General features: G+C 46.6%; 16 protein-coding genes. 9 read left to right on the top strand and 7 right to left on the bottom strand.

From position 1 onward, the window contains the following. Positions 1-4 precede the first annotated feature (4 nt). Entirely contained in the window at positions 5-637 is a 633-nt protein-coding gene (locus CS562_RS02890) for a LysE family translocator (RefSeq protein WP_099853486.1), read from the bottom strand. 271 nt (positions 638-908) lie between these two features. Between CS562_RS02890 and CS562_RS02885 the strand changes: the two genes are divergently transcribed. Next, a complete protein-coding gene (locus CS562_RS02885) occupies positions 909-1,469 on the top strand; it encodes a flavin reductase family protein (RefSeq protein ID WP_099853484.1) in 561 nt (186 codons plus the stop codon). A gap of 513 nt (positions 1,470-1,982) precedes the next feature. Continuing rightward, positions 1,983-4,076, top strand: coding sequence for an acyltransferase family protein (locus tag CS562_RS02880; RefSeq protein ID WP_099853482.1), 2,094 nt, complete (start codon positions 1,983-1,985; stop codon positions 4,074-4,076). Between the two features lie 164 nt (positions 4,077-4,240). Here CS562_RS02880 and CS562_RS02875 read toward each other — a convergent pair whose 3' ends face one another. Next, the gene (locus tag CS562_RS02875) at positions 4,241-5,347 is read right to left on the bottom strand and encodes an FAD-dependent monooxygenase (protein ID WP_099853480.1); all 1,107 of its coding nucleotides are present in this window, start codon (positions 5,345-5,347) and stop codon (positions 4,241-4,243) included. Positions 5,348-5,599: 252 nt separating this feature from the next. Beyond that, positions 5,600-6,124 carry an NAD(P)H-dependent oxidoreductase gene (locus tag CS562_RS02870; protein ID WP_053783691.1) on the bottom strand — a complete coding sequence of 175 codons (525 nt, stop codon included), beginning with the start codon at positions 6,122-6,124 and terminating at the stop codon, positions 5,600-5,602. A gap of 189 nt (positions 6,125-6,313) precedes the next feature. Here CS562_RS02870 and CS562_RS02865 point away from each other — a divergent pair, with 189 nt between their 5' ends. After that, positions 6,314-6,796 carry a MarR family winged helix-turn-helix transcriptional regulator gene (locus CS562_RS02865; RefSeq protein ID WP_076289407.1) on the top strand — a complete coding sequence of 161 codons (483 nt, stop codon included), beginning with the start codon at positions 6,314-6,316 and terminating at the stop codon, positions 6,794-6,796. Positions 6,797-6,880: 84 nt separating this feature from the next. Here the strand turns inward: CS562_RS02865 and CS562_RS02860 are convergent, their stop codons facing one another. Beyond that, on the bottom strand, positions 6,881-7,180 hold the full coding sequence (locus tag CS562_RS02860) for a hypothetical protein (RefSeq protein ID WP_099853478.1): 300 nt from the start codon (positions 7,178-7,180) through the stop codon (positions 6,881-6,883). Between the two features lie 214 nt (positions 7,181-7,394). Between CS562_RS02860 and CS562_RS02855 the strand changes: the two genes are divergently transcribed. The 3 genes from CS562_RS02855 (at position 7,395) to CS562_RS02845 (ending at position 11,290) form a co-directional block, all read left to right on the top strand. Further along, positions 7,395-9,419 carry a Na+/H+ antiporter gene (locus tag CS562_RS02855; RefSeq protein WP_076289409.1) on the top strand — a complete coding sequence of 675 codons (2,025 nt, stop codon included), beginning with the start codon at positions 7,395-7,397 and terminating at the stop codon, positions 9,417-9,419. An 88-nt stretch (positions 9,420-9,507) separates the two neighbouring features. Next, entirely contained in the window at positions 9,508-10,446 is a 939-nt protein-coding gene (locus CS562_RS02850) for an aldo/keto reductase (protein ID WP_099853476.1), read from the top strand. A 67-nt stretch (positions 10,447-10,513) separates the two neighbouring features. Beyond that, the gene (locus tag CS562_RS02845) at positions 10,514-11,290 is read left to right on the top strand and encodes a polysaccharide deacetylase family protein (protein WP_076289411.1); all 777 of its coding nucleotides are present in this window, start codon (positions 10,514-10,516) and stop codon (positions 11,288-11,290) included. A gap of 100 nt (positions 11,291-11,390) precedes the next feature. Here the strand turns inward: CS562_RS02845 and CS562_RS02840 are convergent, their stop codons facing one another. Further along, on the bottom strand, positions 11,391-12,932 hold the full coding sequence (locus tag CS562_RS02840) for a DHA2 family efflux MFS transporter permease subunit (protein ID WP_076289412.1): 1,542 nt from the start codon (positions 12,930-12,932) through the stop codon (positions 11,391-11,393). Positions 12,933-12,940: 8 nt separating this feature from the next. After that, entirely contained in the window at positions 12,941-13,576 is a 636-nt protein-coding gene (locus CS562_RS02835; protein ID WP_053783698.1) for a biotin/lipoyl-containing protein, read from the bottom strand. 201 nt (positions 13,577-13,777) lie between these two features. Here CS562_RS02835 and CS562_RS02830 point away from each other — a divergent pair, with 201 nt between their 5' ends. The 3 genes from CS562_RS02830 (at position 13,778) to CS562_RS02820 (ending at position 15,193) form a co-directional block, all read left to right on the top strand. Beyond that, positions 13,778-14,248: a hypothetical protein gene (locus tag CS562_RS02830; protein ID WP_099853474.1), complete on the top strand. Its 471-nt coding sequence runs from the start codon at positions 13,778-13,780 to the stop codon at positions 14,246-14,248. A gap of 126 nt (positions 14,249-14,374) precedes the next feature. Continuing rightward, the gene (locus CS562_RS02825; protein ID WP_063564738.1) at positions 14,375-14,581 is read left to right on the top strand and encodes a YwbE family protein; all 207 of its coding nucleotides are present in this window, start codon (positions 14,375-14,377) and stop codon (positions 14,579-14,581) included. Positions 14,582-14,602: 21 nt separating this feature from the next. Further along, a complete protein-coding gene (locus tag CS562_RS02820; protein ID WP_076289415.1) occupies positions 14,603-15,193 on the top strand; it encodes a DUF4269 domain-containing protein in 591 nt (196 codons plus the stop codon). Between the two features lie 13 nt (positions 15,194-15,206). On the opposite strand, the gene CS562_RS02815 is transcribed toward CS562_RS02820, so the two are convergent. Continuing rightward, positions 15,207-16,643 (bottom strand): hypothetical protein, encoded by a 1,437-nt coding sequence (locus CS562_RS02815; protein ID WP_099853472.1) that lies wholly within the window; start codon positions 16,641-16,643, stop codon positions 15,207-15,209. Positions 16,644-16,664 lie beyond the last annotated feature (21 nt).

Below are 16,664 nucleotides of genomic sequence, written 5' to 3'. Positions count from 1 at the left end.
TCTTCTAAACGTAACCGACGATCCCCATGATGAACTCATAGAGGAAGTATAGGGAAAATCCAAACAGTAGTATTCCGGCTATGACGGAGACCCAGCGAATCATGGAGCGACTCATCACTCTTCTGGTGACAGACACCACCGACAAAAGCCCTAGATCATGAATTAGAATACCACTCATTACGCCGCATGCTGCGATAGCAAAGCTGCCTGAATGTGATGAGCTATAGGAATCAGATAACACTGCACCGAATACGGAAACCCAAAAAATCAAATTCCCTGGAGATACGGCGACAAGCAACCCATTGCGATATGTACTAAAGAATGATTTCTGAGTCTTTTCGTCTGCGGGTGTAATATCTTTATCCGCATTTTTAATGGAATCGTAGCCCAGATAGGCCAAAAATCCTGCACCTACCAGCCAAAGCGGGATCTGCACGTAAGGCAAGGCCAGTACAGAAGCGAAGCCAAAGTACATGGCGAGTATAAGTGTGACATCAATTGTCATACCGCCGAGACCAACTGCCCATCCATGGATAAACCCATTTTTTAAACCTTGTTTTGTCATTTCTACAGTAATTGCTCCGACTGGCATGGCAATGGCAAGACCAATCAAGAAATATTTTAGATAAACTTCCATTTCACAATCCTTTCATCTCAGTTGATTCATCTTACTGATGTATAGTAAAAATGTATTTTTTAATTTAATACACCTATCTTCGAATATCAAGAGAAAAATAATTGGGGAAATACAGCAGTGGCCCCGTTTTCGCTAATATTTTCGTATATTCAAATAGTGATTAGTGATGAAGGAAGTAATTCTTTTTCATCCTTTACTTATATTGTATAATTACGGATGAGAAAAAGCCTATTATATCTCATGGGCCTATTGAAAACGAAGAGGTGATCAGATGCGAAAACCGATAGATGAACCTATGTTTTATTCGTATCCCGGCATGGTGGCGGTAGTGACATCCCGTCATAAGGGGATTCAGAATGTGATGGCCTCAGGCTGGCATACCTATATTGGATCGTCTCCCGGAATTTACGGGATATCGCTGAGGAAGGAAACGTACTCTTATGAATTGATTGAGCAGAGTGGAGTATTCGGGGTACACTTCCTTCCGGGTCATCATTCGGAGTGGATTCAGGCTGCGGGAACCTTCAGTGGAAGAGACACAGACAAATTCTCGAAATTCGGGATTACATACGAAGAAGGAATCAAAGTGAATGTACCCATTCTGACCGAAGCTTATTTTGCTTACGAGTGCAAGGTAATCGATATCAAAACATATGGGGATCATGAATGGATTGCAGGTGAAGTGGTACAGCGGTATCAAGACCCGGAATACTTCTTAGAAAATGGAATGGTTAATCTGGACAAATTGCAGATTCCAATGTATGTAGGACGATCCTCTTATCGGATTCTTGATGGGAGTGCGAAAGAGAAGGTTCATCCGTTTTACCTCTAGGGGACTAGGCACCAAGATGCAATTATGAGCAAAACTTTCAATCCGGCAAGAGATAGGTTTATAATGGTTATTGGCTGCTGAGCAAGTCGGCAGCCTTTTCCTATTGGCTCAAGCGTACACTCCAGACCCTCAGAAGGATCTGCTCATATATGAAATAAAAGGCAAGGTAATATTAGCCATTCCATGAAAAATGCTGTATTTAACAATAAAATTAGAGTATGATTTTACAGCTATATATGCTTGGCAGGAAAGGTTACATCGTTTCACTGGATTGTAACTATTGCTGTAATTTGTGAATAATCTTTCGGGCGTATAATGCTAAACGGGAGATAACAACAAAGATATAAAGAAATCGTAATCATAAACATCATGGTTAAGTAACTCGTCTTCTTTATGTTGTAAATGAATGATGGAAGGTGCAATACGTATGTTAATGACAACCAGAACCACAAGGAGTTCTCGAACGCCCCAGACATGGATGATGTCGACTCACATTGTCAAGGAGGGGCTCGCATGTCACAATCGTTGAAAAGCAAGCGGCATATGAACGGACTGGATGGTTTGCGAGCCATCGCTGTGCTTGCAGTCATAGGGTATCATCTGAATTTAAGTTTTATTCCGGGTGGTTTGCTCGGTGTAGGCATTTTCTTTGTTCTATCAGGGTATTTGATTACAGACATTCTCTTGACACAATGGCAGGATCATGGCCGGATATCGCTCGGTGATTTCTGGGTGCGAAGAGTAAGGCGCTTGTTACCTGGCATGATCACGATGACAGCAGTGGTGATGATTTGGTTGCTCTGCACAGATCCATCTCGACTCGCTGCGTTGCGTGGTGACATTGTCTCGGGAGTATTATACATAAGCAATTGGTGGTATATCTTTCATAACGTTTCCTATTTCGAAAGTTTCGGCCCTCCATCACCCTTTGGGCATTTCTGGTCGCTGGCTGTGGAAGAACAGTTTTACATTGTATGGCCCCTTCTATTGGTCGCAGCAATCATATTGTTCAAAAGAAAGGGATGGCTGGTCGTCTTTATTGTCGTAGCAGCTGAATTGTCTGCTGGTGCAATGGCCATCATGTATAATCCGGATCTGGACCCGAGCCGTGTTTATTATGGAACAGACACAAGAGCATTTGCTCTACTGGCTGGTACTGCACTGGCCGTGGTATGGCCGAGTCGCAAGCTATCGTCATCCCTTGCCCGCATCAATCGCCTTGTCCTGGATGCGTTAGGTTTAGCTGCGCTTGCTTGGTTAATCTACATGATGCTGAATAGCAGCGAGTACGACCCTTCATTGTATCGAGGAGGAATGGTACTTCAGGCCATAGCGACGACATTGCTCGTAAGTGTACTGGCTCATCCATCATCCTTCCTGGCAAGGCTCATTGGCGCTAAGCCATTGCGCTGGATTGGGGAAAGGTCCTATGGTTTATATTTGTGGCACTATCCTGTTATTATTCTAACGAGTCCAACGGTAGACACGGGTGGAGCACATCCTGTGCGAATGGTTTTGCAGGTTGCAGCAACGGTTGCACTGGCCTCCTTGTCACTTAAATATATTGAAAATCCAATACGTCATAACGGATTTCGTGATTCCTGGTCCCGGTTATGGGGAAGAGGGCGCAATACAACAGGTATTCGCAACGTATGGTGGAAGCGAGCTGGCTTGCTGATGAGCATTCTGTTGATGTGCTTTACGGTGTCACAGATGATGATTACGTCTGCAGCGAATTCTGATTCCCATTCGGTATCAATGTCGGCCACGCTGAATGGAGAACATTCCGTAACGGAGGAAAAAGGGCAGGACGTTCTTCCAGCAACAGTGAGCACTTCTGGGGCTGACAATCAACCTGCGCCTCAGAAAAACGACAAACCAGCGGCGAACGCTGGAGATCCAGCAGGCAAAGAAGAACAGCAAACGGTGAAGCCAGATAATGCTCCCAAATCGGAGGAACCAATCTCAGGTGAGCAGAAAGGATCAACTCCTGGCGATTCGAACCACGCTATTGGTAAACCCAGAGGCAGCACCGACAATCCAGGAAATCCAGAAGACAACGGTAATGAACATCCAGAGGATCCTGTAAATACGTCAGATTCGTCCAAAGAACAAGAGGAAACAGCTCCTCCAACCAAAGACGGCAAGATTCACTATACGGTCATTGGAGATTCGGTTATTTTGGACGCCAAGCCTTATCTTGAACAAACCATTTCGGGTGTGCACGTGGACGGTCATATCGGGCGTCAGATGTGGGAAGCTGCCGATGTACTGGATGGCCTGAAGAGAAATAACCAAATGGGCAGTCAGGTCGTATTGGAGCTTGGAACGAACGGTTCCTTTAATTCCAAAAGTCTGAATTCTGTGCTGGATTATTTGAAAGATGAAGAACATGTTTATCTGGTTACCGTGCGAGTCCCTCGCCCATGGGAACGAACCGTGAATAAAGCACTGAACGAAGCTGCTTCCGATTATAGCAATGTATCTCTTATTGATTGGCACACTGCAAGCGAGGGGCATGACGAATATTTCGAAAAAGATGGCGTACATCTAACGAAGGAAGGTTCGGAAGCTTTTGCAGCACTTGTGAAAGACAGTATGAAATAAATCAGAACTTATCTATTCATTTATTTATAAATTCATGAATGTTTACGGACCCAAATTAGAGACATTCAGGTTAACTCCATAAAAAAAACAAAACAGCCGATGCTTCCCCAACTGGGAGTCATCGGCTGTTTGTTGATTACGCGGTGCTTGAAATACACGCATCATTATTGAAAAGATTCGTACCGCTGCTGGAACGAAGACTCCATTTCCAGTTGCCTAGCCAACTGTTGCTTCACTTTTTCTCCACGTCTGGCCTGCAGCTCTTGCAGTCGTTCTGTAGAAGTGAATTGATCGGCGGCCATATCAATGAGTAACTCAGCGAGCACGTCTGCATCTTCCAATGCTGCATTCAATCCAAAAGCGCCCGTTGGAGTCATCGTGTGAGCGGCATCACCAAGCAAGACCACGTTGTCCTGCGCCCATAATTCGGCGAAACTGCTCTCTACGGATAACAAAACAAAATCACTCCATGTCTGGATATGTTGAGCTACCGAATCAGCGAGACAGGGGAAGGCCGCCACGAGTTTCTGTACAAAGGGAGCAAAAGGCTGTTCACGCAACTTGGAGAAGGACCCTTGCGGAATGTTCCATCCAATCTGCACGTATCCTCCGAATTGTGAGAATAACGCCAACTGCTGACCATCCATACTGGCCATTCGAACAGCAGGTTCCCAGCCTGTTGGAGCAGGAATGCGAGCCCATAACAGGTCGTATCCATGTTTGCGGATATCCGGGGTCAGACCAGCGTGTTTGCGTACAGCTGAATATCTGCCATCTGCACCAACGATTACCGCTGCTTCAATGGAAGCAGGCCGTCCTTCTTGCCGAATGTTGATGCCAACCGTATGGTCAGCCTTATTTCGTAACAATCCAGTCATAACCGTATTATAAAGAACCTGTTCGTTTCTCTGGTGCTGTGATTGTGACACGATGACTTCCAGCAGATGATCCTGCGGCACATGAATGCCTACATGGGATTCTTGCTCTCCAGGGAAAATGGTGTGGATGATCTGACCATTCTCCCAGTATTGAATTTGCTCCAGGGGCAGCACGCCACGTTGGGTAACAGAAGTGTATAACCCATGCTTATTCAATACATGTTCACCATCTGCATTAAGTACTTCGCCACGAAACGACTTAAGCAGGTGCGGCTGGCGCTCGATCAGAATGGTGGATATTCCCTGTCGTTTCAGCAGGAATGAGAGTAGAGCCCCACCAGGACCAGCTCCGACAATACAAACGTCAGTTTTTAAATGCGTATTTTGATTCATGTGTAAAATTCCCTTGCAATATAATGGATGAATATCGTATTACTTTATAATAACAGATTTATAAAAATCATTAAGTAACTAAAAGTAACTTTAAAGATATACGTTATTATAAACAAATTCAATCCAAGATTGCAACAGAATCATTCTATTTCTATACAGGAAGAGGAGTTCAAGCCTGCTGTATTGCTTTTCAGCTTATGAGCGCAGGCTTGATAAGAACAGCAATTTCTTTTATGTGAAATACTCTGATTTCTATGTGATCAATCGGTTGGTTATGCGAGCCACGCGTTCTCCCAGAGCTTTACCCAGTGCTATGCCCTGTTCGCTGAGCAGATCATCACTGTCCACCGGACAAGTCACTCCAACACCATAATAGGAGCCATATAATGCGTTATCTGCAAAGTTGCCAGGTAGCCCGGTAATAATCATGCCCTGATGGAGCATCGGTGTCAGCAAATGAATCAACGTTGACTCCAGTCCTCCATGCTCGGTCGCGATGGTACAGAACACCGCACCGACTTTGTCGACAAGCTTGCCCTCTGCCCAGAGGTAGCCCAGCTTGTCGATCCACTTTTTCAACCCGGAGCTGATGGAGCCAAAATGTCCGGGGCAGCCCCAGATAATGGCGTCCATTTCCACCAGCTTGTAGATGTCGGCTTCTTCTGTGGAATGCAAATGAACGGTTGCACCATGCACACTGGCTGCGCCAGCAGCAATCGATTCGGCAAGCGCTCGTGTATGCCCGCCTTCACTATCGAAAACAATATAAATGTTCATTGCTTGATTCCTCCTTGTGTGGTTATCTGTTCATGCTATAAGGTAGCTTGTCACATGAAACCGCAAAATAAGCATGAACTTTACAGACAAGTAAAGGGTTCTGGGAAACAAGCGCATTTTTCACAAACAAAATAGTACAAATATGTTACAATATAAGGTAGGTTATGATCAAAGGTAGGAGGAACGTTTATGAGCCCGGATACGGAGCGAAACTCTCAATTGGCAAATGTGGATCAATTGTTGGAGGCCTTCTTCAGATATAAAAATAAAGTATTGGATCAGCAGCAAAAGAATGAAACAAACTGCAAATTGAACCCGACGAAAAGTCATATATTGGGCATGATTTTACGTGAAGAACGCTGCATGGCTGTAGATGTGGCCAGACAACTTAGTCTATCTTCTGGAGCAACCACAATTGTACTGAATCAACTGGAGAGCGAAGGTCTGATTCAGCGGGTGCGCAGTGAAGAGGACCGAAGAATTGTATGGTTATCCTTAACAGAAGATGGGCAGCAGCTTGCAAAAACGTTAATTAATAATCGCGGTCGAATGACATGGGAACTTTTGCAGGCGCTTACGGAAGAGGAACAACTGCAGATGTTTGGCATGCTGAAGAAAATTGAGCTAAAATTATTAGAGAAAATGAAAACGTTGGAACAAACGCATCGCTAAATATTTGGGATGTAAAAAGCCAGCCTTCAAGAATGAGCCCGTTTTGGGACTTAAATCTTGAAGGCTGGCTTTTAATTTTTCCAGTCAGAGATGGAAGCGTTGAATGTGATCGTTCAGACCTTCCTGGATCAGGATTTCCTTCTGTTTTTTACCGAGCAGGTCAAAATGGGGAAAAGGCTGACGCCGATGGATATAACGTGGGTCGAGTTCATGCTCTCTACACCAATCCTCAAGCCGTTTCAGATCCGAACAGCCTACTTTGGTCACACTGGTAATGCCCGGAAAACGATTGTCGATCCAGAAATGAGTGAGATAGGCAAGGTCGCCACGAGATACACGTTCTTTCCACTCGGCCAGTTCCTGTCGTTTAATTCCAAATGCCATAGACACCAAGTTCCTTTCCAAACGGGTATTGTCCTGAGCATATTGTAACATCTTATAAACAGAACCAATCAGAAATCTGCAATCGGACTGTTATCCATTCGCATTAGACGGGGATCGATATGACAACATTTTTATAATAAACTTTGGTTTATGTTAAAATAAGGCTATACAAAATGGTTTTCACCACTTCATTTTTCGGAAAGGGATTGTCATCATGGAACTATTTATCGCCGTGCTTGTTTTGCTGGTACTGATCGGTTTATCGAATATTTTGAACCGGTTTGTACCCTTTATCCCCGTTCCGTTGATTCAGATTGTTCTCGGTGTAGCCATTGCACTATTACCTGCGGGTGTGCATCTGCCACTGAATCCGGAATTGTTTTTCGTGCTCTTTATCGCTCCGTTGCTGTACAACGACGGGAAGCGAACACCGAGGCACGAGCTGTGGAATCTAAGAGCGCCCATCCTTTTGCTGGCCCTGGGCCTTGTATTTGTTACGGTTGTCGTGGCAGGATATGCCATTCACTGGCTCATTCCAACCATTCCTCTTCCTGCGGCTTTTGCACTCGCAGCAATTCTGTCCCCGACAGACGCTGTGGCAGTAGGCGCTATGGCAGGTCGTGTGCATTTACCCAAGAGCATACATAGGCTTCTTGAGGGAGAAGCATTGATGAATGATGCATCGGGTCTGGTTGCATTCAAATTTGCGATTGCCGCCACGGTTACAGGGGTGTTTTCCCTGGCTCAGGCGTCATTTAGTTTTATACTTATCGCGATTGGCGGGTTGCTGATTGGTGCCTTGTTATCGTTCTTGTTGATCCGACTCGGTGTCTGGATTCGGCGTCTGGGGATGGAAGATGTCACCATTCATATGTTATTGCAAATACTTACGCCCTTCGTCATCTATCTGGTAAGTGAAGAGGTGGGTGTTTCGGGCATTCTTGCGGTCGTCGCAGGCGGAATCATTCATGCAATTGAGCGAGACCGGACCGAGTCCGTACAACTGAAGATGCAGGTGGTATCTGCCAGTACCTGGTCAGTTATTTTATTTATTTTGAACGGGTTGGTCTTTGTCATTTTGGGGGTACAGATCCCGGATGTACTGAGTACCATCTTCGAGAATGTCTCGTTTGATAACCTCCAAGTACTCGGCTATGTGGGCCTCATTTCAGTGCTATTGTTGGTGCTTCGTTTTGTCTGGATCTATCTGTTCTGGAAAGGTAATGAAAATTCCGGTGAGGCGTTGTCTAGCGGGAAGCCTCGGCTGAAAGAAATTACGATTATTACTCTTTCGGGTGTGAGAGGGGCTGTAACACTGGCGGGGGCCTTCTCCATCCCGTATGTTCTCCAAGACGGGTCTCCTTTTCCGGAAAGGGATCTGATCATATTCCTGGCGGCAGGTGTGATTCTGTTCACTCTGATTGCTGCAAGTGTGTTCCTTCCTATTCTTGCGAAGAACGAAGAAAAAGCGGAAGAAGGTACACCGCAAACGACGGAACGAAAAGCACAGGATATTATGCTGAATGCTGCCATTCGTGCAGTGAAGTCGGAAATGAACGACCAGAACAAAGCTGCTGCGCTTGCGGTTGTTTCCGATCTGTCGAAATATATCAGGCAGGCGGCTGGCGAGCTTACTGCCGGTAAGCGCAAGGACATTTTGAAACAGGAAACAGCAATAAATCTCATCGCTACGCGGGCTGAACGTAAAGAGATTGAGAAGATGATGGATGAAAATGTAATTGCTTCGGAAGCCGCGTTTAGATGTAACAGCTGGTTGGATCGGAAGGAAATGATGCTTGCGAACCGTACGAATACCCAGATGATGTTCTCGCTCAGTGAAATTGGTCGCGTGTTTGGTCATGTGTTTATGAATCGTTCAAAAAAGCCGGATCAGCCATTTATGATTGAGAATGCGGATCTGTTCCGTCAAGTGAAGATGCGAACCTCTGAAGCGGCGATCAAGGCGATTCGTGCAAACATGAACGATAGTAACCGGATTGTGGCTCTGTCGGTCATCTCTAGATATGAGCGGGTTATTGCCAAATTACGCACCTGGAACCAGGGCAAAACGGAAGATCCATTTGATCAGGAAAAGCTGGAATTGCAAATGGTGGCCATGCAGGAGCAGCGCAATACCATACAGCAGCTATACGAAAATGGTGAAATTAATCGCGATGTGGCTGCAAAACTCCGTCGATTCATTAATGACGTGGAAGCCACTGCGCTGAAAAACACCTAATCCGATAAACCCGATATTTTAAATATGCTTAATCCTTTGATATAATATATGTGAGTTACCAACGCTCAGAAAAGGAGATGGATGAGACATGGCAGAACAACGTACTCGCTTGGGCAAAACCGATCTGATTGTTAACCCGATTGGATTGGGGGCAAATGCAGTAGGAGGACATAACATCTATCCGAATATGCTGAATGATGAGACAGGCAAGGATGTTGTTCGTACGGCTTTGAAACAGGGCATTAACTTTTTGGATACTGCTTTCATCTATGGACCTGAGCATTCAGAACGGTTAATTGGTGAAGTGCTGAAAGAAACGGGTCAGCGCCAAGATACCATCATTGCAACGAAAGCTGCACATAAATTCGTGGATGGCAAGGTAGTTTTTGATAACTCACCTGCTTTCCTCAAAACCTCGGTTGATGAGGCATTGAAACGCCTGCAGACAGACTACATCGATTTGTTTTATATTCACTTCCCGGATGAACATACACCGAAGGATGAGGCTGTAGGGGCGCTGAAACGTTTGAAGGACGAAGGTAAAATCCGTGCCATCGGAGTCTCTAACTTCTCCATTGACCAGTTGCGTGAGGCGAATCAGGATGGAGCTGTGGATGTACTTCAGTCTGAATATAATTTGTTCAAAAGAGAAGCGGAGAAAGAATTGCTGCCTTATACGGCAGAGCATGACATTTCTTTTGTACCTTACTTCCCTCTGGCAGCAGGGCTGCTGGGTGGCAAATATAATCGGGATACAACCTTTCAGGATGGGCGGGCGAAGAACCCGTTGTTCACAGGGGAAGCCTTTATTCAGAATCTGGACAAGGTGGAACAACTACGCAGCATTGCACAGTCCAAGGAGACTGAGGTCGCACATCTCGTTCTGGCCTGGTATCTGACTCAGCCGTCCATTGATGCGCTCATTCCTGGTGCCAAGAAACCGGAGCAGGTCATCAACAATCTGAAAACACTGGATGTTGAGCTCACAGCTGAGGAAATTGCAGTCATTGATCAAATATTTCGTTAAATAGTTCTGGTGAATCGGGAAATGCTAACAGGGAGTTTACGTTTGAAGATAAAGAGAGGACATAAACATGAACCTGAAGGCAGCCCGATGCATCGGATTGTGTGCGCTTGTTTTTTTGCTTGGAAGTAGCTCTGCCTACGCCAAACCTGTGCAGAAGAATCGACAGTATTATGAGGAACGGGGAGAGATTGTGTGGGAGGTTCCCACACATGATAAACTCATCGCACTTACCTTTGATGATGGGCCCGATCCGGTCCAGACCCCGCAGATTCTGGCTTTACTCGAGCAGTATCAGGCCAAAGGCACTTTTTTTGTGCTTGGCAAATGGGCGGAAAAATTTCCTGATCTGATAAAGCAGGAGCAACGGGAAGGACATGAAATCGCCAATCATACGTATGCACATACGTACGCGGTCAGGTCAACAAGGGCGGATAAGTACAGCCACGAAATGAACATAGCGGAGAAATCCATTGTTGGAGCAGGGGCGCAGCGTCCCACGTTGTTTAGACCCCCGGGAGGCTATTACAATGACATGGTCATTCAGGTCGCCAAGCAGCAAGGCTATACGATTGTGCTATGGTCCTGGCATCAGGACACACGTGATTGGGCTTCACCAGGTGTATCCGCCATTGTGAACAAAGTGCTGAAGAACGCACGTAACGGGGATATTGTTCTGTTTCATGACAAGGTGGAGGGCAAGTCCCAGACGGTTGCTGCGCTAAAAACGATTCTGCCCAAGTTGCAGGAACAAGGTTATCGTTTTGTAACTGTATCGGAACTGCTTGCCGTTAAGGCGAGAGAGGCTGCAAAGGATGACAATTCATCCTTACCGCAGCATCCATAGTACAAGCCAAAAACCGCACGTCTCTGGATTGAAGAGACGTGCGGTTTTTTATTGTTTCCTTTTATTTAAAAAGGGTAGGTATAGGTTGCCCAAGGCCATTTTAGCGTTCAGGCTTGACTTTACGAGGACGGGAGCGAGCCCTCCGCAGGAATAATGAGAGAAACAGACCAATGATTGAAATCCAGGTCGCTACAATGAAAGCATCATTAATGCCTTCAATCGTTGACGTCTGAACAGCGATACCATAGAGCTGCTGTAATGCAAGGCTTGAACCTTGCTCAGGCGGCATTCCAGCCGCAGTAGCCATCTGCGTGCCGAGAATACCCACTTGTTCTGTCAGTGCGACATTGGTTGTGGTCACGGTGTTGCTGTAATCCGCCAAATGAATACCTGCACGTGTCGCCATCACGGTGATGAGCAGGGCGGTCCCGATCGAACCAGCGACCTGTCTGACCGTATTGGACATGGCCGTACCATGACTGGTGAGATGAGGCGGCAATTGATTTAGCCCCTCTGTCTGTACAGACATCATCAGCATGGACATGCCGAAGCTACGAAACGTGTATAGCATCATGATGTGACCATAGGGCGTCTCCCCCGTCAATTTGCTAAACTCAAAGGTTGAGATGGCGGTAATGATCAAACCGACAATGGCAAGCGGGCGAGAGCCAATCCGGTCAAACAGCGCTCCTGAGATGGGAGACATAACGCCCATTAGCAATGCACCAGGCAGCAGCAACAATCCGGATTGCAGGGGAGAGAATCCCCTTATATTTTGCAGGTAGATCGGTAACAGCAGCATTCCGCCAAAGAGTGCCATGTTAATCGTTGCACTGACCAGCGTTGAGATGGTGAAAATATCGTATTTGAATACACGAAATTCTAGCAGAGGGTTCTTCATGGCCGTTTCTCTGAGTACAAAGAAGACGATGAAGAGCACGCCGATAATCAGTGTCAACAGCACAGTTGCACTGGTCCAGCCTTTATCTCCGGCAGAGCTGAATCCATATAGTAGAAAGCCGAAACCGATGGTGGAGAATAAAGCGCCAAAACCATCAAATTTCGGCGAAGTAAGTTTGGACACATTTTTCAGCCAAATGAAGGCAAACAAAATATCAAGCAAGGCAAGCGGGATGACCATATAAAACAGAATCCGCCATGTATAATGTTCCACGATCCATCCAGATAACGTCGGGCCAATGGCTGGAGCAAACATCATGGCAATGCCCATCGTGCCCATGGCAGTTCCCCGTTTCTCAGGAGGGAACACAGTCAGAAACACGTTCATAACCAAAGGCATAATAATACCAGCCCCACTGGCTTGTACGATACGACCGATGAGCATGACCGTAAATCCAGGACTGATGGCACAGATCAACGAACCTAACGTAAACAACAGCATCGCAGTCACGAATAATTTGCGGGTTCCGAACGATTCAATCAAGTAGGCGGTAATCGGAATGAGTACCCCGTTCACCAGCAAATAGGCTGTGGACAGCCACTGCACGGTCGTTGCTGATACGTTAAAGTCATTCATCAGATGGGGGATGGCTACATTGAGCAAAGTCTGGTTCAGAATGGCGATAAAGGCGCCGAGCAGCAGGACAGCGATGGTTTTTCCAAGAGGTACTTGATTATCCATCAGCAGCCTTAAATATGAACGCGCACGGTAGCGCTCATGCCGGGAACCACACCCAGTCCTTTATATCCTTCGATCGTAATGATGATCGGGATGACTTGTGTTACTTTAGTGTAATTCGCATTGGTATTGGACGACGGTAGCAGCGAAAAGGAGGACGCAGTGGCAAGTCCGATCTGGTCTACTTTGCCTGTCAATGTCGTATCCGGAAAAGCATCGACATATACATCGACGATCTGACCCGCTTTAATTTTATCAATCGCGGTCTCGTCCACATTGGCCGTCACGTACAGGTTATTGAAATCATAGGCCCGTGCGAGGGGTGTACCCGCAGATACTAGTGAATTTTCGACGGCGGTCTGTTGTACAATGGTACCATCAACCGGCATTGTCACGGATGTTGATTTTCCCGCAGCGGTAACGGTGGCAACGGTATCGCCTGCATTAAATGTTGTACCTACCTTACCTTTCCAGGATCTAAGCTCACCGCCTACTGCGGAAGCCACGGAGATCGGCTGCCCGGTAACAAGCGCATTATCGGTTTTAACGTAACTGGTGGATTGGTTGTAATAGTAGATCCCGGCGGCCCCGGCTCCCAAAATCACCAGTATAACAATGATATTGATCAAAATGGCACGTGAATTCATGCTGATCATTCCCTCCTCAATTCGGTTTTCTGTAAACATTCTCTTCGCTAGGTGTTGAAAGTCTTCTGCTGACAATCCTGTTTGGAGCATTCCCGCTACTTTGTCGCTCTATACGAAACAAGATGAAATATTATTCGCAGAATAGGGCACCAATATATTGATTAAGGCTGCCTACAGGCGGATGATAAGGAGGATGCTCATATGTTGATCATTTTGGCGGTAATCGTTGTTATCGGGGTTGTGTTTCTGATGATTTATAACTCCAGATCGTCCCGCAAGGCTGCAGAAGCACGAGCTTCCAAAATAGCAGAAGTGGATGAAGGGCCTGTCCTACTACATGAAGAAGACCAAGCCCAAAAGGAAGACCGAATTTACGCAGAGGCAGAGCATGCAGAGGTTTTGGAACATGCGGATCATAGGCAAACGGAGACTCACCAGATGGATTCTACATCGGAAGTGACCCCTTCACCACAGAAAAGAGAGATGCAGACTACAGATGGTGATCAAGCTTATCGCCAAGCATTGCTTCATTTCCGTAAACCTGCCGAAGTGGAAGACGAAACGGTGCTGACGGAGACAAAAGAACCTGAACAGAGTGCAGATGAAGTCTATCGATCAGCTCTGAAAGTGATGAAAAGCAAATCTTCTGATCCCTCTCCAAAGCGAAAATAACAGTTCAGTTATGTTTTTGAACATGGGACATGGCTTTCGTTTTCAATTCAAAACGTCTACAATAGATGAAGCTTTGTAAATTATGGCTACATGACATGGAATACGTTGAAGAGGAGAGAGAAAACCATGAATGGACAACAACGAGTAAATATCAAACCGGGTCTTGAAGTGGATATCGTGCTCAAGCAAGATCAGCCGACAGGCAAACTGACACGCGGTATCGTGAAGGATTTGTTGACCAAATCGCCCACACACCCGCATGGGATCAAAGTACGTTTGACCAGTGGACAGGTGGGACGAGTGAAACAAGTCGTTACAGGAGCGTCGGAATGAGCCGCTTCCCGAGGTTGTGACATGATTACAACTACGGATGTAATGGCACATCTGGCCTCGGGTAACGAGCGTCAGCAGGATGCGTATAAGGTGTTGCAATCCAGTGGATTGTTCAGCATATTGGCTGCTTACCAGCCTTATCCGGCTGGAACAGTGCCAATTGATATTGATATTCCCGGAAGTGATCTTGATCTATTATGTGAGGCAGCGGATCTGAAGGCGTTCGAAACCTTGGTGTACCAACAACTAAGCGGAATGCAGGGTTTTCGATGCGACCGGGGGGATGGCCGTGCTGGCCAGCGTCCTTATGTGACCTGTAGTATGGAAATTGGAAACTGGCCTATAGAGATTTTCGCTCAATCCCTATCTGTACGCAAGCAGAATGCTTATATTCACATGTTGGTAGAGTGGGAATTATTGCAACTCTGGGGTGCAGCAGGACATCGGGAGATTCGCAAATTGAAGCTGGAAGGCTGGAAGACGGAGCCTGCATTCGCTGCGGTCCTGGGACTTCAGGGAGACCCTTATGAGGAAATGCTTCATCTGGCCTCAATGAGCAAGGATGAGCTTTGGCAATGGGCACGCTTGCGTACGTCTTTTCAGTTCGAATAGCACGGTTAAGCAATTAGATTAGAAAGATAGCCACAATAGTTGTAACGGTTAACCCCAACAGTACAGGTTTCAGATTGCGGCGTGCCAGTTCAAATGGACTGACTCCGCAAATGGCCGCAGCTGGAATTAAGGCCCATGGAATTAAGGTCCCACCGCCTACCCATATGGCGGCGACCTGACCCAGTGCCGTCAATATAGGTGCGGAATCTGCCGATCCTGCAAACATGGACGCAATGGAGCCGACCAGGGATATTCCAGAGAACCCCGAACCATCCATTCCCGTGACCGCTCCGGTCACAGTCATCGTTATAGCACCTACCGTATTATTCAATGGCACTAGCCCTGCAAGAGCAACCCCCAAATCATTCACAATACCGTGTGATCCAGCAGGAAGCGGGTTGTTGAACAGTTCTGTGATCGCAGCATCCCCAAGATAAAAGAAAGCGGCAATCGGGATGACAGGACCAAACACCTTGAATCCGAATTGAAATCCTTCAATTAAATAGTTTGTTGTTTCTTCCGGACCTGTATGACGATGCGCGGCAAGTGATACGGCAATCAGAATGAGCACGGCCGTTCCACCAATTAGTGCTGTGGCATCACCGCCTTGTAATTTAAGTAAAAACATCAGAATGACGTCGACTAAGAATAACAATGGGATGATCAGAGCGAATGCCTTTTGCAAACGTGGGGGCATTGCTTGACGTTGAACGGCTGGCTCCTCGGAAATCGGCGCAGAGTCTGACGAAGGTGGATGAACGGTTACTGCTTCACCAGAGATCGGATCACTGAGTTTAACGGGGGAACCTGACTTCATCTCCTTGCGCAGCATCCAGAATGCCATTACGGTAGACACCGTCCCCATCACTATGACAAGTGGGATACTTGCAGTCATAACAGCGGTAACGGGAAGGCCAGCTGCATCAGCTGTCAGTTTGGGTGCCCCTTGGATAATGTAGTCCCCTGATAAGGCAATGCCGTGACCGAACAGATTCATGGCAATGGCAGCGCCGATGGGAGGAAGTCCGACTCGTACGGCTACCGGAAGAAGTACAGCCCCAACCAGGGCAACGGCAGGAGAGGGCCAGAAAAACAATGATACAATCATCATAATGAATCCAATTCCCCAATAGGCGACCTGTGGAGAACGGATGAACCGGGTGAGTGGTGTCACCATGACTTCATTGATCCCCGTCCGAATTAACACCCGGCTCATTGCAACAATGATCGAGATGATAAAAATGGTGCTGAGCAGCTCCTTAGCTGCGTAGATAAAACTGTTGAAGATTCCTGAAACCGATCCGCTTAATGTTTCAGTTGCCAGGAGTCCAATGGTCATGATACCTGCGACACAAATGATGGTTGTGTCTCTACGCCGTACCATCACGGCGATAATCAAGACGATAAATGCCAGATATACATAATGCAATGGGACGAGTTGAATATTCATCGGACATGCCTCCTTACATCC

This window comes from Paenibacillus sp. LK1, assembly GCF_002750415.1.
Lineage (GTDB): Bacteria > Bacillota > Bacilli > Paenibacillales > Paenibacillaceae > Paenibacillus > Paenibacillus taichungensis.
Note: the sequence above shows the minus strand (reverse complement) of the source record. Positions and strands in the feature narration are given on the sequence as shown.